Source organism: Ruegeria sp. HKCCD6428 (assembly GCF_013110595.1).
Lineage (GTDB): Bacteria > Pseudomonadota > Alphaproteobacteria > Rhodobacterales > Rhodobacteraceae > Ruegeria.
Map to the genome: position 1 here is coordinate 381,295 of NZ_WVQX01000001.1, position 19,239 is coordinate 400,533.

A 19,239-nucleotide genomic window follows, 5' to 3' on the forward strand; every position below is an offset into this window, starting at 1 on the left:
GTTAGGGTGACGCATCCGTTATGGGGATGCCGCGCTGCTGGATCAAGGGCTTAGCCCCGGTCTTCGTCAGGGTCTTTGCTCAGCGGGTGGTGTTGCAACACCAGTTCCGACAGCCGTTCATCCAGAACATGAGTATAAATCTCGGTCGTTGCAACGTCGGCGTGACCCAACAAGGTCTGGATCGAACGCAGATCAGCGCCGTTGGCCAGCAGATGCGTGGCAAAGGCATGGCGCAGGGTATGCGGGGTTACTTTCTCGGGTGAAACGCCACCCTGAACGGCCAGTTCCTTGACCAGCAGAAAAAACCTGTGCCGTGTCAGGTGGCCGGACTTGCCGCGCGACGGAAACAGAAAACGAGACCTTTGACCGCCTTTCTCGACGGTCTGGTCTTCGGCTTCGTCCCGCGCGGTCAACCAGGCAGCCAAAGCATCCCGCGCCGGTGGGGACAGGGGCACCATGCGTTCCTTGCCGCCTTTGCCCATCACCAACAGCATACGCGGATCGCCACGGGCCGAGGAAACAGGCAGGGAGACAAGTTCGGTCACACGCATCCCGGTGGCGTAGAGCACTTCCATCAAACAGGTATTGCGTACGCGATCAGCCTTGCTGCGCCCGGTTTGTCGGGCGGCTGCCAGAAGACGGTCGACTTCGGGCACGTCCAGCGTTTTGGGCAGTCGCTTCTGTCGCCCCGGACCTTTGATCTGGATGGCGGGGTTCGTCTCGCTCCAGCCTTCCTCGAACGCAAAGCGGTACAGCTGTTTTATCGCCGACAATCGCCGCGCGCGGGTGGAACGTGACAAGCCCTGTGCCTGGCAGTCGATCAGATAGGCCTCGATCTGATCACGATCTGCCTGATCGAATCCGGATCCCATGCGCTGCAACCAGGACGCAAAGTCTTTCAGATCGCGCCCATAGGCCAGCAAGGTATTTGTCGCCGCGCCAAGTTCCGCTGCTTGGGCCTGTAGAAAGGTCGAAATCCATAGCTCATTTGTCGCCGGAATTGCCATCTTCAACGCTCTTGCAGGATCAACAGGCTCAGCGCAGCACGCCGCGCGGTGTCTTCCAGGCCCACGCGTCGGAAGGTTGCAATTGCTGCGGTCAGATCCACCAGATTGCCCCGTGCACCATGCGCAAACAGCTGCATGGCTTCCAGTATGGCTTCACCAAGCTGACCGTTGTCCAGTAAGGCGTCAATGTCGTTGGGTGCGGGTGCCGCCCATGCAAACCCCTGAGAAACCGCGTCCGCCAACGGAGAAGGAGAAACCGCCCGCCCCGGATCACCCTGCGCCAGCGCCGCAAGAAACAGGGTATCGATCGAGTTGTCCGGTGCTGATTGCGCAGCCTGTTCGTACAGGCCAGACAGCATCAGAATGCGCCAGCGCAGGTTTTCAGTCGCCGGCACCGACAGCGAAACCTTCGACAGACGCTCGGCGAACAATTCGGCGAAGGGCACTTCAAGCCCGACGCTGCGCATCTGCTGCCAGACCGGTGGCAGCGTTTTTCCGATAGCTTCAGCGTTTCGCGTATCCAACGCGCTTTCAAATCGTTGGATGGCCGCGACCCGGTCCCAAACTGCGCCGGACGCTGCCGGGGACCTTTCGGTATAAAGGCCAAGCAATTGATTGGGCGTCAAGGCGCCAATGCGTGTAAGCCGTTCGGCGGCTTCGATCTGCGCTTTCCATCCGGCCACATCCCGAAGATCCGCATTGGCGAAAGCGCGTGGCAACGAGGCGGAAGGAAGCCGTTCTCCGATCGCTTCGAACAGTCGGAAACTCAATGGATCCGGGTTTTCAGGTTGGGGCAGATAAGCCGCGCCTTCATAGAGTTCAGGGCTTAGAAAACGATCCAAAACCGCCAGCTCTTCCGGTGGCAGAATGTCCAGGGCGTGCGCTGCCTCAAGCGTCAACGCGGCCGATGCCCAATCACCGCGTCGGGCTTTGCAGAACACTTGCGCGGCGTAGTCCGTTGACAGATGCGGTTCGGCGATAAGGGCGGTGCAGCTGCGATCCTCATCACCGGTCAGCAGCGTTGCGTCAAACCAGCGCTGAAACCGATCCTGTGTATCGGTCGGCCCGGCCAGTTGAACCAGCGATTGCACAGGATCAGCCGCGCCCAGTTGCATCAGACGGTCCAGCCGCGCCAGCAGCATGATCTCTTGCGCATCAGGGCCCGCCGGTGCCCGGGTTTCCGACAGAAGCAATGTAAACAACAGGCGTTGCATGGCCGGGTTGTCGCGAACGGGCGTCTTCGCGATCAGTTCCGCCAGCCGGTTCGCATCGCTGCCTTGCCACAAATCCACGGGCAACCCGGTGACGGATGATGCGACCAGGCCCAAAGGTTGCGACAACGCTTCAAGCGGCGTGACCTCAATTTCGGGCAATCCGCCGTTCTGTGCCACCGGCGGTTCCAGCAATACGGTTCCGGGCAGGTTTTCCGGCGGATCCGCAAGCCACTCGATCGCGGATAACGGGGTCTGCGCATGTGCCGATCCCGCCAGAAAGACCGCCAACAGCGCCTGTTTAGTTGACATCCAATACGACCGGTTCGCGGATTTCACTTTGAGGCGCAGAAAAATCCGCGCCAAAGAATGGGCCAAGATAGGCGTAGGCGACCAGCCCAATGAACACCAGGCAAAGAACATATATCAGGAATTTGATCAGTCGGCCCATGGCCCCACGCTGCCTCAATTTTTGATTTTGGCCAAGTTATAACTGGCATTTTTCCCAAGATCACGTCATTCACGTTTAAATGAGCGAAATTAAGCATAACACACATTCAACAGACACACAGGGTCGTTTTGATCTGCACAAAACCGTGGTTCTGGTGGGGATGATGGGGGCTGGCAAGACTGCGGTGGGTCGCGCGTTGGCCGCACGTCTGGGTGTTCCGTTTCTGGACAGCGATGCCGAGATCGAATCAGCCGCCAACATGACCATTCCTGAAATCTTTGAGCGTGACGGTGAACCTTTCTTTCGCACCAAGGAATCGCAGGTCATCGGGCGCTTGCTGGATGAACAAAAAGGCATTCTTTCAACGGGTGGGGGGGCGTTTCTCCAGCCGGAAAACCGTCGCATCATCGCCGAAAAGGGCGCTGCCGTCTGGCTGCGTGCGGACCTGAACGTTCTGTGGAACCGTGTGCGCCACAAAGACACCCGTCCTCTGCTGCGCACCGACGATCCCTATGCGACGCTGAAATCCCTCTACGAGGCCCGCGTGCCGGTTTATGCTGAGGCCGATCTGACAGTGGATTCGGATGGCGAGACCTCGATCGAAAATATGGTAGGCCGCGTTGTCGACGCTCTGTTGGCGCGCCCTGATGTTTTGGAACTCAAATAAATGCACCAAACAGTACATGTGGACCTGGGTGACCGATCCTATGATGTTGAAATCGGTCCGGATCTTCTGACGCGGGCAGGGGGCTGGATATCACCACTTCTGGCCCGGCCAAAAGTCGCGGTTTTGACGGATGAAAACGTGGCCGGTCTGCATCTTGAGGCGCTGCGCGCCGGGCTGAATGCCGCGGGGATCGAGATGACCGCGCTGGCGCTGCCCGCCGGAGAGGCAACCAAAAGCTGGCCGCATTTCGAGCGCGCCGTCGAGTGGCTGCTCGCGGAAAAAGTCGAACGCCGGGATGTCGTCGTGGCCTTGGGGGGCGGCGTCATCGGAGATCTGGCAGGCTTTGCAGCGGCGGTTTTGCGGCGCGGTGTTCGCTTTGTGCAGATTCCAACGTCATTGCTGGCGCAAGTGGACAGCTCGGTCGGTGGAAAGACCGGGATCAACGCACCACTGGGCAAAAACCTGATCGGCGCGTTTCATCAACCGTCTCTGGTTCTTGCGGATACCTCTGTTCTGGGGACCATGACCCAAAGAGACTTCTTGTCGGGCTATGGCGAGGTCGTGAAATACGGATTGCTTGGCGATGCGAAATTCTTTGATTGGCTTGAGGCGCACGGGCCAAGCGTTTCCTCGGGTGACATGGCGGCCCGGGTACACGCGGTGACGCGCTCGGTGCAAATGAAGGCCGACATCGTCGCGCGGGATGAAACCGAACAAGGTGACAGGGCTCTTCTCAATCTGGGTCACACGTTCTGCCACGCCCTGGAGGCCGCGACGGGATATTCCGACCGCCTTCTGCATGGCGAAGGTGTGGCAATTGGCTGCGCGCTGGCGTTTGAGTTGTCATCGCGCCTGGGTTTGTGTTCGCAAGAGGACCCAAGCCGGGTGCGCGCGCATTTGCGCGCGATGGGGATGAAGACGGATCTGGCCGATATTCCGGGCGAATTGCCAAGCGCCGAGGCGCTGGTGGATCTTATGGGACAGGACAAGAAAGTCGTGGATGGCCAGCTTCGGTTTATTCTGGCGCGTGGGATCGGAGAAGCGTTCGTGACCTCAGATGTGCCGAAAGATGCGGTTCTTTCGGTCCTGTCGGATGCGCTTGCCACGGCTTGACCTGAAGGCCTAGCGCCCCTGAATGACCATCAGTTCACCGATGTTCTCGCGCGTGATGTAACCCATCATGCGACCACCCCGAGTGACCACAGCAATGGCCGGAGCGCCGTTGTGCAAGTGCTCCAGAACGGTCTCGAGCCCGGTGGTAAGCGAAACTGCGGGGACCGCCGCGTCCATGATCGACGTGGCGGGCGCTGATCTGGGTTGATCACTTGCCAGCGCAGCAAACAGCCGTTCGCGCGTGACGAATCCCAACAGGGCCTGGCTTGAGTCCAATACAGGGAATTCGTGCTGAGTGGTGTGAATCACGGCTTGCGCCGCGGTACTCAGCGTATCGTCGGGGGAAAGCGCGTGAAACTCGGTGATCATCGCGTCCCGGGCCAGTACCCGGCGCGCTGCGGAGCGCAGGGCGACGTCCTGGCTTTCGGCGTTGGCGGCGATGAACACGAACACGGCGATGAGCACGAGAAACGGGTTGCCTGAACTCAGCCCCAAAAACCCCAGACCCACCGCAACGATCTGACCTCCGACCGCAGCCACCCGTGTTGCTTTGACGCGGTCCATGCGCAGGCACAGAAGGGCGCGGAACACGCGCCCTCCGTCCATGGGGAAGGCCGGGATCATGTTGAATACGGCCAGCAGCAGGTTGATGTAGGCCAGCCTTTTCAGAAACCCGATACCCGGTGAATCGATCTGGGAAAGCGTCTCGATCGGCACTCCTGCTCCGAAGGCGACCAGTATGACCCAGATCACGATGTTCACCGCCGGACCTGCAAGTGCCACAAGCACTTCTTGCATCGGTTTTTCCGGCATCCTTTCAAGCCGGGCCAACCCGCCGATCGGCAACAATGTTATGTCTGGGGTCTTGATTCCAAAGCGCCGCGCCATGAGGGCATGACCGAATTCATGCGCGACCACACAGGCAAACAAGGCCAGAACAAACAACAGGTTGTCTATGGCGGCCGGCAGGCCACCGGCGGAATAGGCCGCAAAGCCCACCCAGGCCAGAAGCAGGAAAAACGTGACATGGACCCTCAGTTCGGACCCGAGCAACCGGCCGAGAGAAAAGGACCATGTCATGTCGTGTCTCCGAATTTTCTAGAACGGAATCTCGTCGTCGTCGATTCCACCCGATGCCGGTGCCGGGGAACTGGACGGACCGCCGTAAGGATCTCCGTACCCGCTGCCACCGGCTTGGCCGCCGCCGTAACCACCGCCGCTGCCGCCGCCTTCGCCGCGGCTGTCGAGCAAGGTCAATTCACCGCGGTAGGGGCGCAGAACAACCTCGGTTGTATAACGGTCTTGCCCGGACTGATCCTGCCATTTTCGGGTTTCCAGCTGGCCTTCGATATAAACCTTGCTGCCTTTGCGCAGGTATTGCTCTGCAATACGGGCCAGCGGTTCCGAGAAGATTGCGACCGAGTGCCATTCCGTGCGTTCGCGGCGTTCGCCCGTGTTGCGGTCTTTCCAGTTCTCTGACGTGGCAATGCGCAGATTGCAAACCTTTCCGCCGTTCTGGAACGACCGGACCTCGGGGTCGCGGCCAAGATTACCTACCAGAATGACCTTGTTGACTGAACCCGCCATGTAATTCCTCGTTCTGTTTTCGCGTATGTGCGCCGAATCTGGCGCGACTTGTTTCGTGAGACCCTATACGGCCTGCATCATGGATGAAAACAGTAGATACAACAGTGTTGGGCAAGAGTCTTACTTTGGCCTTTACCAAGCTTTCATTTTTTGTGGGAATACCTATAATCCGACTGGTTTCTTATCGAGCAGGATAGGCATTGATGCGTTCTTGGGTTGCTGGGTTTTCTGTTGTCTGCCTTGTGCTGGCCGTTTTGCCTGTGCAGGCGCAAACTCTATCTACCAAAAGCCGCAAGGATATCTTCCTCAAGCAGTCCAAGATTCTGGATTCCCGTGCGGCGACGCAGTATCGCGACTCCGCGAGGTTGAAACCCAAGACATCCCGTGCGCATACCGGCAAGCGATATACTGGCAAGTATCGCGGCCAGTATCTGGATCTGGCGAAACAGGCTGCCCGCCTTCACAACATTCCCGAAGACTTGTTCCTTCGCCTTGTTCAGCAGGAAAGCGGATGGAACCCTCACGCGAAGTCTCACAAGGGTGCTCTGGGATTGGCGCAATTGATGCCTCAGACCGCCGAGCTTCTGGGGGTCAACCCGCATGACCCCAAGCAGAATCTCGAAGGTGGGGCCAGATACCTGTCCTGGCAGTATCGCAAGTTCAAATCCTGGCCACTGGCTTTGGCCGCCTACAATGCCGGCCCAAAAGCGGTGGAAAAGCATGGCGGCATACCGCCATACAAGGAAACCCAGAACTACGTGAAGGTAATCTGGGGCGGTTAAACCCGATGCCGCGGCGCAGAACGTCCGGTTCTTGATCCGACGCAACCAGTCCAACTAACCTGAAAGGGTATCCTCCAGTAACTGGTGAGGCCGCCTCATGCCTGTTGACCACCCTGAGATCCCGCAAGAAACGCTGGCAAACTGGCAGCAACTGGTTGATCTGGTCGCAGAGCTGGCGGATGTGCCTGCAAGCCTGATCATGAAAACCGACGCGCCGGATCATGCGGTTCTGATCACCTCGGATCATCCCGAAAACCCATATCCGGTCGGCTTGAGTTTCCAGTTGAACCCCAAGCTGTATTGTCAGGGCGTCTTGCAGCGGGACGGAGAATTGGTGGTCAAAGATGCTGCATGCGATCCGGTTTGGGCCGACAATGACGATCTGGAACACGGGATGACATTTTACATCGGCCTGCCGCTGAAATGGCCCGATGGATCGGTATTCGGAACGATTTGTGTTCTGGATCGCAAGCAGAACCGCCGTGCCTTGTTGTTCCGCGAAGGGCTGGCGCAGTTCGCACGCATGGTCGAGTCGGATTTGGCTTTGTTGCAAGAGGTTTACCTGCGCCGCGCGCTGGAAGAAAAGCTCAACGAAACACTGGCGCAGCTTGAAACCCGTGTCGCGGATCGTACCCGCGAGTTGCAGGAAACCAACACGGCGCTGCGCGTCCTGCTGTCCAGTCTGGATGATGATCGAAAAAGCCGCGATCACGAAATAGTCGAACAGGTGCGCAGCCGGGTTTTGCCATATCTCGAAAAGGTCCGGGCGCAGCTTGCCGGGGACGAAGCGCAGTATGTCTATCTTGAACTGGCCGAGAAAAACCTGAACGAGCTCACGTCTGCACTGTCGGACAAACTGACAGATGCATTTGCAGTGATGACCCCGACCGAGATCGAGATTGCGCAGATGGTCATGTTTGGAAAAACGACCAAAGACATTGCCAAGGCCCTGTCGCGGGAAACATCGACAATTGATTTTCACCGCAACAACATCCGCCGCAAGCTGGGCCTCGAAGGGCGCAGCCAGAACCTGCGCAGTCATTTGCTCTCGATTTCGTGAATGCGGAATATGGGTTTTTCCCCCACATTCCGCCCCCATTTTTTCGGTCTGAGCCAATATGCGCTGGCTTGTTACCTTTGGCTGGGACGCGCGGAAAAACTGCGCGGGTCCAACAGAGAGGTACACGAAAATGGATCGCAAAGATCTGAAACCAACCATCCTGAACGAGGACAAGGATCATCTGGCGCCGGGGCTGTCGCGCCGGTCGTTCTTCATGGCGGCAGGCGCTGCCGGGGTCGGCGCGACCGCTTCTGTGCTGGGTGCAAGATCGGCACAGGCGCAATCTCAGGCGTGGCTACAGCCGGGCAACAACAACCATGTGATCGATCTGCAAGGCACAACGGGTCAGGCCAGCACCGGGACGGTTGGCATCGACTATTATGGTCATTGTGCGATCAAGATCACCTCGCCCAACGGGGCAACAGTGCTGTTTGATCCCTGGCGGGATGATCCGTCGGGCGCGTGGGGTCTTTGGTTCCGCAACGAATTCCCGCAAATCCCGGTGGACATCACCCTGTCGACCCATGCCCATTTCGATCACGATGCGATTGAACGCCCAAGCTCGACCATGGTGCTGGATCGGATGGTCGGCAATTTCGAGTTTGCTGACATCAAGATCACCGGCTTTGCCGACAAGCACGCCTGTGTCGCGCCGGGATGGTATGACTGGACCAATGCGCTGGCCGAGTTCGGCGTGGAAGCCTGCCCGCCGAACAACGTGGGCCACATGGATATGGTCGTCTATCTGGTCGAGACCGGCGGCATTCGAACGCTGATCTGGGGCGACAACCGCCACAACCCGCCGCAGGAGTTCTGGGACGCAATCGGTCAGGTGGATGTTCTGACCCTGCCGGTGGATGGCTCGGAACATATTCTCAGCTTCGATCAGGGCAACGACATCGTGTCCAAGCTCCAGCCCAAGGTGATCATCCCCACACATTACCTGAATGAGGTCACGTCCTACACGCTGACCACGCTGCAATCTGCCGATGACTGGGTGAAGGGACAGCAGAGCTACAGGATGCTCGACAGCGCCAGCCTTCAGCTTGAAGCCGGTGACATTGCCGGCATGAACCGGGAGTTCATGCATTTCGGCAACAACGTTTTGACTGGCTGACGAATTACCGGGATCGCCACTCACGCCACTCCCAAGCGCCGTCTGTCTCCCCACAAATCACGGCGCCAAAAGAAAGGGCCGGTCCTTGACCGGCCCTTTTTCAAGGTTCAGAAACAGGTTTACTCCGCCGCGACTTTTATCACCGGCTCCATCCGGGCCAGAATATCCTCGGCCAGGTGACATTTCACCTGATGCCCATCTGCCAGCGTCTGCACCGGCGGCACATGGGATTCGCACCGACCGTCAGGCACCTCGGATTTCCATCGGCAACGCGTCTGGAACGGACAGCCTGGTGGCGGGTTCATGGCCGAGGGAATATCGCCTTCCAGAACGATATGCTGCTTTTCGATCGAGGTATCCGCAATCGGAACCGCGCTCAGAAGCGCCTCGGTATAGGGGTGATAGGGCGGGGCAAAGACCTGATCCGTCGTGCCCAATTCCACGACATGGCCCAGATACATCACCATGACCCGGTCACTGAGGTAACGCACGATGGACAGATCGTGGCTAATGAAGAGCAGCGTGGTCTTGTGCTGTCGCTGTATCTCCATCAACAGATCCGTCACGGCAGCCTGAACCGACACATCCAGCGCCGAGACGGGTTCGTCCGCCACAACGATACGCGCATCGCCGGCAAAGGCGCGCGCGATACCCACGCGCTGTTTCTGCCCGCCGGACAGCTGTCGCGGCATCCTGTCTGCAAAGGCGCGCGGCAGCTTCACCAGATCAAGCAGTTCCAGCATCCGCTTCTTTCGCTCGGCTTCAGAGTTTCCGACACCGAAGATTTCAAGCGCCCGGATGATCTGACGGCCAACGGTCATCGACGGATTCAGCGTGTCGAACGGGTTCTGGAAAACCATCTGAACTTCGCCGATCGTCTTGGCATCGCGTTCTTCGATGGGCACCTGTTCGATGTTGCGGTTGTCCAGCAGGATCTGCCCGTCTGTGGCCGTCTCCAATCCCATAAGGACCTTGGCGAAGGTGGACTTGCCGCAGCCGGATTCCCCCACGATGGCCAGTGTCTCGGACTCGTGCGCCTCGAAGCTGAGCGTTTCGTTGGCCTTCACCACCTTCTTCTCACCGCCGCCAAACAAGGCATTTGCCGCAACCTCGTAATATTTCTTGAGGTTGTCCATTTTCAGAACCGTTCGGCCGATTTCACCCTTTTCTTTCTGATCGGCCAGCGCAAGTGGGGCGTTCCAGTCGATTTCCTGGAATTTAAGGCAGCGGGTGTGGTGCCGGTCATTTCCCGGAACGGCCTCCATCAGGATTTCCTTCGCGTCACAGCGCCCCTCTTCGAAATAGTCGCACCGCGGTCCAAAGTTGCAACCCGGAGGCCGCTCGTGGGGCAATGGGAAGTTCCCCGGAATAGCCACCAGCGGACGCGTGTTCTTGTCAGCCCCCGGCAGCGGGATCGAACGGAACAGCGCCTGTGTATAAGGGTGCTGCATCTCGTCGAACACATCCTTGATCGAGCCACGCTCGACCGCTTCACCCGAATACATCACGCACAGACGGTCGCAGGTTTCCAGAACCAACCCGAGATTGTGCGAGATGAACAGCATTGAGGTGCCGTATTTCTTGCCCAGATCCTTGACCAGTTCGACCACGGCGGCCTCGACGGTCACGTCCAAAGCCGTTGTCGGCTCGTCCAGGATCAACAGCGCCGGTTTCGACATCAGCGCCATTGCAATCACGATCCGCTGTTGCTGACCACCCGACAGTTGGTGCGGAAACGAATTCAACATCCGCTCGGGGTCTGGCAGGCGAACGTCCGTCACCACTTCCAGCGCACGGGAATAAGCCTCTTCCTGACTTACCCCTTCGTGGATCATCGGCACTTCCATCAATTGTTTGCCGAGCTTCATCGCCGGGTTCAGCGATGCCATCGGTTCCTGATAGATCATCGCGATTTCATTGCCGCGAATGTCACGCAACTCTTCGGCCGACATCTCTGCCAGATCGCGGCCCTTGAACTTTATCGTGCCACCGACGATGCGACCGTTCTTACCAAGATCCTGCATCACGCCCAGTGCCACGGTCGATTTGCCACAACCGGATTCACCAACCAGCCCCACGGCTTCGCCGGGCTCTACGCTGACCGAGAAATCCATCACGGCGGGGATTTCCCGCAGGCGGGTAAAGAATGAGATGGACAGCTTGTCGATCTCCAGGATCGGGCCGTCATAATCCGCCATTTTGCTCATTTTGCTTACTCCTCACCAAATGCGGGGATCCCCTTCATCTGGCCAAAAATATCCCGGGGGGTCCGGGGGGCTGGCCCCCCGGCCTCGATCACATCAGTCCTTCAGGCTTTCCTCGCGAAGACCGTCAGCCAGCAGGTTCAGACCAAGAACCAGCGACAGCAGGGCAAAGGCAGGAGGAAGGGCAGGGTGCAGGTAGATCGACAGCAGCTTGCGCCCCTCGTTGATCGTGGATCCCCAGTCCGGGCTTTCCGGCGGAAGGCCCAGTCCGAAGAAGCCCAAAGTCCCCAGAAGAATGGTGGTGTACCCGATGCGCAGACAGAAATCGACGATCAGGGGGCCACGGGCGTTGGGCAGGATTTCCCAAAGCATGATGTACCACGGCCCTTCGCCGCGTGTCTGGGCCGCAGCCACGTAATCGCGGGTTTTGATGTCCAGCGCCAGGCCGCGCACGATACGGAAGACCGTGGGCGAGTTGACGAACACCACCGAGACGAACACCACCAGAATACCGCCGGGGATATCGAACAGGTCCAGATAGGTCGGCAGACCCCAGATCCGGTAGGCCTCGGTATTGATGATGTAGCCACCGGTCGAAATCAGCGACAGATACAGCCAGATCGCAACACCCAGAACACCGATAAGCAACGGCGTACGGAAATTCGGGCGCGTGTAATAGCGTGAATTCAGCAATACGCCGATGAACAGAATCGGGAACACGAACAGCACGGCCGCCATGTAGTTCGGCACCCCGGTCGCCACGATCTCCGGTGTCACCAGCAGGTAGAACAGCAGGATCACCGGGAAGGCGAGGATCAGGTTGGCGAGGAAGGACAGGAACGTATCAAAACGGCCCCCATAGTAACCGGCGGGAAGCCCCAGCGTAATGCCGACCATGAAGGCGAACATCGTTGCCAGCGGTGCAATTTGCACCACAACCCAGGCCCCCTTGACCATCCGGCTGAATACGTCGCGCGCCAGATTGTCACCGCCCAGAAGATACCAAGCATACTCGCCGTCCTCCAGATTTGGCAGAGGCGTTCCCGGCACTTTGTTCTTCATGCCAGAGATCTGTGTCAGCGGGTCATGGGTCACGATCAGATCAAGCGCGCCGAAGATGCCGGTAAAGACCCAGAACATCACAAGGCCAAAGCCGATCATTCCGATGGGACTGTCATACAGTTTGCCGTACAACCCCAACCGTCGTTTGAAGGCGATGGACATGGCGAACATGATGATCAGCGCGACCCATACAGGCAGGAATTGCTGGGAAATGGCGCCGATGATCCCTGCGCCAGTGCCCATCAGGATGCCCAGCACCAGATAAGCCACGGCCAATCCCACGCTGGCAAGGAAACTGTAATGCAGCGCAAGCTGGATCAATCCACGGACACCGCCGCCAGAACTGACGGATCCATCCGGATTCACGACAATCTGCTGTTCAGGCAAAAAGATACTGGCGATGATCCAGACCAGGATCGACAGCAAAAGTGCGGCCAGTGCAATCATCAGCAGCGGGTTCAGGAAGGCGATAGAGCCGGTCCAGGTTAGTGGTTCCATAATCTCACCCTCCTTATGAAATGCGAATGCGCGGGTTGAGGTAAACGTAGCCGATATCCGAGATCAGCTGCGTTATCAGAACCACGAAGACCGACACGACCGAGATCGCCAGCAGAAGCTGAATGTCGTTGTTGCCTGCTGCCTGAACAAGCGCCCAGCCGAAACCCTTGTAGTTGAACAGGGTTTCAACGATTACCACGCCGTTCAGCAGCCATGGGAACTGCAGCATGATAACCGTGAACGGCGCGATCAGTGCGTTGCGCAACGCGTGTTTCATGACGATGTTCGGGAACGAGACACCCTTCAGCCGTGCGGTCCGGATGTATTGCGCCGTCATCACTTCGGTCATCGAAGCGCGGGTCATCCGGGCGATATAGCCCATACCGTACAGCGCAATGGTGAGAACCGGCAGGAAGAAGTTCTCGAATGTCGGGTTCTCCATCGCTTGCGTCGCGGTTCCCTTGAACCATTTCAGCCCCACGGTGGACGAGGTGAAAATCGCGATGAAGATAACGCCCGATACATATTCCGGCGTCGCTGTCGTGATGATTGAGAAGGTCGACAATGATCGATCCAGGGCTGATCCCTCTCGCATACCGGCCAGTACGCCAACGATCAGTGCAGATGGCACCATCAGGACCAAAACCCAGAACATCAGGTAACCTGTATTGCCCAAGCGCTTGCCAACGATGGTTCCGACTTCTTCCTTGAAAACGGTTGAGTATCCCCAATCGCCCTGAAGAACACCACAATATCTTGCCGTGTCCTCTGCCGTCGAACCGGGTCTTGTGCAGGTTCCCACGAACTGGCCATCTTCCAGTGTATTCTGGAACCCGGGCATCACGCCCAACCATTGGCCGTATTTAACGAGTGTCGGCTGCAAGTAGCCGCGGTTTTCCAACCAGGCTTCGACCTGCTCATCCGACATACGCTGGTTGCCCTGCGTTTTCGCTAGCTTTTCAAGGTTCGGGTATAGGTTGGTCAGGAAAAAGACGACGAATGTCAGACATAATGCCGTAAGCAGCATCACTCCGAACCGTCGTAGGATAAATAGTCCCATGGTGGCCCCTGTTGTTCAGGTATTCCGCAGATCATTGGACCATTTTCTGGCCTCGGACGTCCGACCCCGCGTCGGCAAGTCTGCGGCTGGAAAGGGGCGCCCGTGTCAGGCGCCCCTCGTGTGTGGATTGCAGTGCTTAGGCAGCCCAGCCCCACTTGTAGTGATGGTGTTCGAAGGTCACATGCATGTCGGTTCCAACAAGACCCTCCTTCATGTGGCGATAGAGCGAGCGCCAATAGGGCTGAATAGTAACCCCATCTTCCTGAAGCAGTGCTTCGCCACGCGCCATGACTTCGCGACGCTTGTCCGCGTCGGCAATGGCCAGCGCCTCTTCCAGAATGGCGTCAAACTCGGGGCTCGCATAGCCGAACTCGTTCCAGGCTTCGCCCGTACGATAAGCAAGCGCCCAAATCTGAACACCCAACGGACGCGGGTTCCAGTTGGTCGAGCTGAACGGGTACTTGGCCCAGTCGTTCCAGAAGGTATTGCCCGGCAGAACGGTCCGCTTGACCTTGATCCCGGCATCGCGCAGCTGCGCGGCAACGGCATCTGTGGTGTTGCGACGCCAGTCATCGTCGATCGAGATGATCTCGTGCTCGAAATCTCCGAAACCGGCTTCGTCCATCAACGCCTTGGCTGCTGCTGGATCAACCTTTTGCGGCGGAAGCTCGGCATATTCCGGATGCAGCGGCGCCACGTGATGGTTTTCCGCCGGCGCTCCGCGACCGCCATAGCCCAGTTCCAAACAAACTGAATTGTCTACGGCCATCTGAAGGGCCTGCCGGACACGTTTGTCCGCATAAGGCTTCTGCCCGTCGATCTCGGCCAGCTGGTTGGGACGAATAACGATGGTCGCGGCGGTTACCACTTCTGACTTCACATAGCCAAGCCCGTCCATCACGTCGATGAATTCACCCACCGATTCATACAGCATGTCGACTTCGTCGGATTCCAGCGCCGCCAACCAGGCAGAAGGGTCGGTTCCGTAGTCGATGTACTCGATACGATCCAGGGCAGGGCGGCCATACACTTCTTCACCCCACCAGGTGTGATCCGGGTTGCGAACCAGAACGGCTTTAACGCCAACCTCAAGTTCGTCCATCAGATATGGGCCGGTTCCCACATTGTTCAGCAGGTCAGTCTCGCTGAACGAGCTGTGAACAATCGCGCCGGGATAATCGGCCATGCCAGGAATAAGGGTGATATCCGGCTTTGGCAGGTTCAGTTTGACCGTGGTTGCGTCGACGACTTCGATGACACCCTCACCGGCCTGACCGGTATCCGCGTCAATCAGGGTTGCAAAGCGGCCCGCCATCGAGTTGGTTTCCGAGCTCTTGTCGCACCAGCGCGCGATGTTGCGGGAAACGTCATCAGCCGTGAAATCGTCGCCATTGTTCCACTTGACGCCCGGGCGGACATTCAGAGTGTAAACGGTCGCGTCGTCGTTGACTTCCCAGCTTTCCAACAGCATGCCACGGAACGATCCGTCCGAGTTGTACTCGACCAGATATTCCAGCGTGCCGCGCGTCACGTTTGCGATCTGCGACCAGTCATAGGTTCTGGGATCTTTGAGGGCGCGGACTTCCTGCTGCACACGCAGCGTGCCGCCTTCCTGCTTTGCTGTTTCGGCCAAAGCAGGTGTCGGCAATCCGATCATGCCATAGGCCGCTGCGGCAGTAACCCCAAGACTGGTTGCGCGTGTCATGAATTCCCTTCGGCTTAGCTTGCCGTCGCGGTATTCCTGAGCGTGCATCGCTGCCGCCCAGTGCACCTTGTCTTCGGTGGATACGGTATTCGTCATGGATGTCTCCCTGTGACACTGATTTTGTTGATTGATTATGGCTCTACGCGACCCGGATTTTCACGGTCGCCAGAGCAAAGGATTTTGTTTTTTGGACTCTGGTCATCCCCATGTCGTTATTCGGCACCAGATTTCTGATAAGGTCAATGTTCGAAATCGTCATAAGTAGTACAAAAACGACATTCGCGATCTGTTGAAGTCGTTGAGACGCATTTCTTCAGGCCGTCCAAAACGATGCCGACTTCCCCATTCTTTTCCCGGTTTGTTAAGGGAAACCGCAGCAAATCATTAAGTTCTCTTAAGCTTTGAGACTTGGCGGGCGCCTTGTTCGTGCAACGTCAGACGTGCCGGGTATCACACAGAGGGATCGACGTGATTCCAGGCCTTCATTCGGGCGCGAAACCAGGTGCGCTGACGCTTGGCGAACTGCCGCGTCGCTATGGTTGCGCGCTCTCGCGCCTGATCCAAAGTCATCGCGCCGTCCAGATATGCCCTGAGTTCCGGCACGCCTATGGCCTTGCAGGCCGGAAGGGTGGGATCGAACCGGTCCTGCATGGCACGCACTTCCTCGATCGCGCCCTGTTCCAGCATCTGGTCAAAGCGGCGTTCTATCCTGTTCAGCAGCCACGCTTTATCAACGTCAAAAACGATTGGTAGGGTCTCGTTCAGCCGAAGTGCCGGTGGGGGCGTTTCGGCTTGCCAGGACAACAGGCTGCGACCTGTGGCGCGCTGCACCTCCCATGCGCGTTGCACGCGGGCACGGTTGTGTATGTCCAGCTTTGCAAGCGTGTCTGCATCGACCCCCTCCAGAAGGTCTGCCATGGGCATCTGATCGGCCTCGGCCCGAACTTCGGGTGGCGTCGCAGGGATTTGGGCCATGCCTTCGGTCAGGGCCGAGAAATACAATCCTGTCCCACCGACAATGATCGGGCGTTGATGCCCCGTTAGCAGGGGCAGGACCTCGCGCAGCCAATGGCCGGTGGAATAATCCTGATCATAGGCGACGTGCCCGTACAACAGATGCGGCGCGCGGGCTTCTTCCTGGGCGGATGGCCGGGCCGAGATGACGCGCCAGCAGTCATAAACCTGGCTTGCATCCGCATTGACGATAACCCCGCCATGGCGTACGGCGATCTCCAGCGCCAGCGCTGATTTCCCGGATGCCGTAGGCCCCGCAATCAGAACCGGCTTGTCGTCCGGAACAGGCGGCAGTTGCCGAAAAAGCAGGTCTGTTGATCGCCGGGTCATGCGCGGTTGCCTCTATCCTCACCAACCGCATTGAACCTGCGGAGCTTTTGCTTCATTTTGCGCCGGAAATTAACCCCGTGCCAGCCCGGAGCGCAACATGAGCCTTTCCCCTTCTTCTGAAACAGCCGAGACCCCGAAAACAAAGTACAATCGGGTCATGTTGAAAATCTCAGGCGAGGCGTTGATGGGGGATCAGGGATTCGGCTTGCACCCGCCAACCGTGCAACGCATCGCGCAAGAAGTGAAATCGGTTCACGATCTGGGCGTCGAGATTTGCATGGTCATCGGTGGCGGAAACATTTTTCGCGGCCTGAGCGGTTCAGCCCAAGGCATGGAGCGGACAACGGCGGATTACATGGGCATGTTGGCCACGGTGATGAACGCGCTGGGGATGCAATCCGCACTGGAAGAGATCGGAGTGTTCACCCGCGTGATCTCGGCCATTCGCATGGACGAGGTGTGCGAACCTTATATCCGTCGCCGGGCTGTTCGGCACCTCGAGAAAAAGCGGGTCTGTATTTTCGCCGCCGGTACTGGCAACCCGTATTTCACGACAGACACCGCAGCCACCCTGCGCGCCAACGAAATGGCGTGCGAGGCGATCTTCATGGGCAAGAACGGAGTGGATGGCGTGTATGACAAAGACCCAGCGGAACACGCTGACGCCGTACGCTATGATACCGTGACCTATGATGACGTGCTGGCCAAACGTTTGCGGGTCATGGATGCTTCGGCCATTGCCTTGGCACGCGACAACAATCTGCCCCTGATCGTCTTCGGACTTGATGAGCCCGGCGGCTTCCGAGGAATTCTCGCGGGCGAAGGGACCTATACCAAGGTTCAGGGTTGAGGCGAGAGGAATCGCCGGACAATTCCGCAAGCTTTCAAAGCCCCGGCGTCGAGCCGGGGCTTTTGCGTTTTGCTTTCGCTTGACGGTTGTGGGCGGCCCTGTCTAAGTATCGGTGTCCTTCCAAGGCGAAGGGCTGCCCCGTGTTTCGTCGGCCAAAGGCCCAAGCACAGGCTGGGCTGGAAGACCTGCCATGATTTCTGAGATGTCCGGAAACATGCGCGGGCATCTCATTGATCTGACTGCACAACTAAGGAGCAATGAGGCATGAGCTCTCTGGATATCGATTTCGTTCGGGCGCAGTTCCCGGCCTTTTCAGAACCCAGCCTGCAAGGGCAGGCGTTCTTCGAAAATGCAGGTGGGTCTTACACCTGCAAACCAGTGATCGACCGGCTGACGCGGTTCTACACGCAGCGCAAGGTTCAGCCTTACGCCCCATACGAGGCCAGCCGCCTTGCGGGCGCCGAAATGGACGAGGCGCGTGCGCGTATGGCTGCCATTCTGGGCGTCGACACGGATGAACTGAGTTTTGGTCCTTCAACCACCCAGAATACCTATGTCCTGGCGCAGGCGTTCCGGCAATGGATGAAGCCCGGCGAGGCAATCGTCGTGACCAATCAGGATCACGAAGCCAACTCTGGCCCGTGGCGTCGTCTGGTCGAGGCCGGGATAGAGGTGAGGGAATGGCAAATCGACCCCGAAACCGGGTCGCTGAACCCTCAGGATCTGGAAAACATGCTGGACGAAAAAGTGCGTCTGGTCTGTTTCCCGCATTGCTCAAATGTCGTTGGCGAGATCAATCCGGTCACCGAGATCACTGCTATTGCGCATGCGGCGGGTGCGTTTGTCTGCGTTGATGGCGTATCCTACGCCCCGCACGGATTTCCGAATGTTGGCGATCTGGGGCCGGATATCTATTTGTTTTCTGCGTACAAGACCTATGGCCCGCACCAGGGGTGCATGGTGGTCCGCCGCACATTGGGTGAGCTGTTGCCCAACCAGGCGCATTATTTCAACGGTGACGTCCTGTACAAGCGGTTCACCCCGGCGGGACCCGATCACGCGCAGATTTCGGCCAGTGCAGGTATGGCGGATTATGTTGAGCTGCTTTGCGCCCACCATGGCGGGCCTGAGGCGGGCGCGGCGGAGCAGGGCGTATTTGTCCACGATCTGATGCGATCACACGAAGAGTCATTGCTGCAACCGGTTCTAGATGCGGTAAAGGATCGAAACGCTGTGCGCCTGATCGGTCCTTCCGACGCCAGTCGGCGCGCGCCCACCGTCGCGCTTTCGTTGAACCGTCCGGCTGAACCGGTTGCGGCGGAACTGGCGCAATATGGTGTCATGGCTGGTGGCGGAGACTTCTATGCGGTGCGCCCCTTGCAGGCGATGGGCGTCGACCCGGCGCAGGGTGTTTTGAGGGTCAGCTTCACTCACTACACCACGAAGCAGGAAATTGATCAGCTTTTAGAGGCTCTTGAGCGCGTTTTGTGATCCACTACTCTTGAGGGTGCGTAGAAATCA

General features: G+C 58.2%; 17 protein-coding genes. 7 read left to right on the plus strand and 10 right to left on the minus strand.

Annotation, left to right across the window (positions count from 1 at the left end):
* Nucleotides 1–50: 50 nt before the first annotated feature.
* Genes GS620_RS01825 through GS620_RS01835 form a run of 3 tightly spaced genes read right to left on the minus strand, consistent with a single transcriptional unit; the run spans nucleotide 51 to nucleotide 2,669 of the window.
* Nucleotides 51–1,007 (minus strand): site-specific tyrosine recombinase XerD, encoded by a 957-nt coding sequence (locus GS620_RS01825; RefSeq protein ID WP_171168470.1) that lies wholly within the window; start codon nucleotides 1,005–1,007, stop codon nucleotides 51–53.
* Between the two features lie 2 nt (nucleotides 1,008–1,009).
* Nucleotides 1,010–2,530 (minus strand): hypothetical protein, encoded by a 1,521-nt coding sequence (locus tag GS620_RS01830; RefSeq protein WP_171613793.1) that lies wholly within the window; start codon nucleotides 2,528–2,530, stop codon nucleotides 1,010–1,012.
* A complete protein-coding gene (locus tag GS620_RS01835) occupies nucleotides 2,520–2,669 on the minus strand; it encodes a hypothetical protein (protein WP_171228604.1) in 150 nt (49 codons plus the stop codon). The genes GS620_RS01830 and GS620_RS01835 overlap by 11 nt, the downstream gene beginning before the upstream one ends.
* 79 nt (nucleotides 2,670–2,748) lie before the next feature.
* Here GS620_RS01835 and GS620_RS01840 point away from each other — a divergent pair, with 79 nt between their 5' ends.
* Both GS620_RS01840 and aroB read left to right on the plus strand, forming a co-directional pair.
* Nucleotides 2,749–3,336: a shikimate kinase gene (locus tag GS620_RS01840; protein WP_171613795.1), complete on the plus strand. Its 588-nt coding sequence runs from the start codon at nucleotides 2,749–2,751 to the stop codon at nucleotides 3,334–3,336.
* Complete coding sequence (gene aroB / locus GS620_RS01845) at nucleotides 3,337–4,449, plus strand: 3-dehydroquinate synthase (RefSeq protein WP_171613797.1); 1,113 nt, start codon at nucleotides 3,337–3,339, stop codon at nucleotides 4,447–4,449.
* A gap of 9 nt (nucleotides 4,450–4,458) precedes the next feature.
* Here the strand turns inward: aroB and GS620_RS01850 are convergent, their stop codons facing one another.
* Together GS620_RS01850 and ssb are read right to left on the minus strand one after the other, a co-directional pair.
* On the minus strand, nucleotides 4,459–5,529 hold the full coding sequence (locus GS620_RS01850) for a site-2 protease family protein (protein ID WP_171613798.1): 1,071 nt from the start codon (nucleotides 5,527–5,529) through the stop codon (nucleotides 4,459–4,461).
* Nucleotides 5,530–5,547: 18 nt separating this feature from the next.
* A complete protein-coding gene (ssb, locus tag GS620_RS01855; RefSeq protein WP_152457764.1) occupies nucleotides 5,548–6,036 on the minus strand; it encodes a single-stranded DNA-binding protein in 489 nt (162 codons plus the stop codon).
* Nucleotides 6,037–6,239: 203 nt separating this feature from the next.
* On the opposite strand from ssb, the gene GS620_RS01860 reads away from it, so the two are divergent.
* The 3 genes from GS620_RS01860 (at nucleotide 6,240) to GS620_RS01870 (ending at nucleotide 8,995) form a co-directional block, all read left to right on the plus strand.
* Nucleotides 6,240–6,818 carry a lytic transglycosylase domain-containing protein gene (locus tag GS620_RS01860; protein ID WP_152457765.1) on the plus strand — a complete coding sequence of 193 codons (579 nt, stop codon included), beginning with the start codon at nucleotides 6,240–6,242 and terminating at the stop codon, nucleotides 6,816–6,818.
* A gap of 97 nt (nucleotides 6,819–6,915) precedes the next feature.
* The gene (locus GS620_RS01865) at nucleotides 6,916–7,878 is read left to right on the plus strand and encodes a LuxR C-terminal-related transcriptional regulator (RefSeq protein ID WP_171613799.1); all 963 of its coding nucleotides are present in this window, start codon (nucleotides 6,916–6,918) and stop codon (nucleotides 7,876–7,878) included.
* Between the two features lie 130 nt (nucleotides 7,879–8,008).
* Nucleotides 8,009–8,995, plus strand: coding sequence for an MBL fold metallo-hydrolase (locus GS620_RS01870; protein ID WP_171613800.1), 987 nt, complete (start codon nucleotides 8,009–8,011; stop codon nucleotides 8,993–8,995).
* 119 nt (nucleotides 8,996–9,114) lie between these two features.
* On the opposite strand, the gene GS620_RS01875 is transcribed toward GS620_RS01870, so the two are convergent.
* From GS620_RS01875 to miaA, 5 genes are all read right to left on the minus strand, one after another.
* The gene (locus tag GS620_RS01875; protein WP_171613801.1) at nucleotides 9,115–11,202 is read right to left on the minus strand and encodes an ABC transporter ATP-binding protein; all 2,088 of its coding nucleotides are present in this window, start codon (nucleotides 11,200–11,202) and stop codon (nucleotides 9,115–9,117) included.
* Between the two features lie 93 nt (nucleotides 11,203–11,295).
* The gene (locus GS620_RS01880) at nucleotides 11,296–12,759 is read right to left on the minus strand and encodes an ABC transporter permease (RefSeq protein ID WP_152457769.1); all 1,464 of its coding nucleotides are present in this window, start codon (nucleotides 12,757–12,759) and stop codon (nucleotides 11,296–11,298) included.
* A 13-nt stretch (nucleotides 12,760–12,772) separates the two neighbouring features.
* The gene (locus GS620_RS01885; protein ID WP_152457770.1) at nucleotides 12,773–13,819 is read right to left on the minus strand and encodes an ABC transporter permease; all 1,047 of its coding nucleotides are present in this window, start codon (nucleotides 13,817–13,819) and stop codon (nucleotides 12,773–12,775) included.
* Between the two features lie 136 nt (nucleotides 13,820–13,955).
* Nucleotides 13,956–15,620: an ABC transporter substrate-binding protein gene (locus tag GS620_RS01890; RefSeq protein ID WP_171613802.1), complete on the minus strand. Its 1,665-nt coding sequence runs from the start codon at nucleotides 15,618–15,620 to the stop codon at nucleotides 13,956–13,958.
* A gap of 354 nt (nucleotides 15,621–15,974) precedes the next feature.
* On the minus strand, nucleotides 15,975–16,868 hold the full coding sequence (gene miaA / locus GS620_RS01895; RefSeq protein WP_171613803.1) for a tRNA (adenosine(37)-N6)-dimethylallyltransferase MiaA: 894 nt from the start codon (nucleotides 16,866–16,868) through the stop codon (nucleotides 15,975–15,977).
* A gap of 97 nt (nucleotides 16,869–16,965) precedes the next feature.
* On the opposite strand from miaA, the gene pyrH reads away from it, so the two are divergent.
* A complete protein-coding gene (gene pyrH, locus GS620_RS01900) occupies nucleotides 16,966–17,718 on the plus strand; it encodes a UMP kinase (protein WP_152457773.1) in 753 nt (250 codons plus the stop codon).
* A 264-nt stretch (nucleotides 17,719–17,982) separates the two neighbouring features.
* Nucleotides 17,983–19,209: an aminotransferase class V-fold PLP-dependent enzyme gene (locus tag GS620_RS01905; protein ID WP_171613804.1), complete on the plus strand. Its 1,227-nt coding sequence runs from the start codon at nucleotides 17,983–17,985 to the stop codon at nucleotides 19,207–19,209.
* Nucleotides 19,210–19,239: the final 30 nt, after the last annotated feature.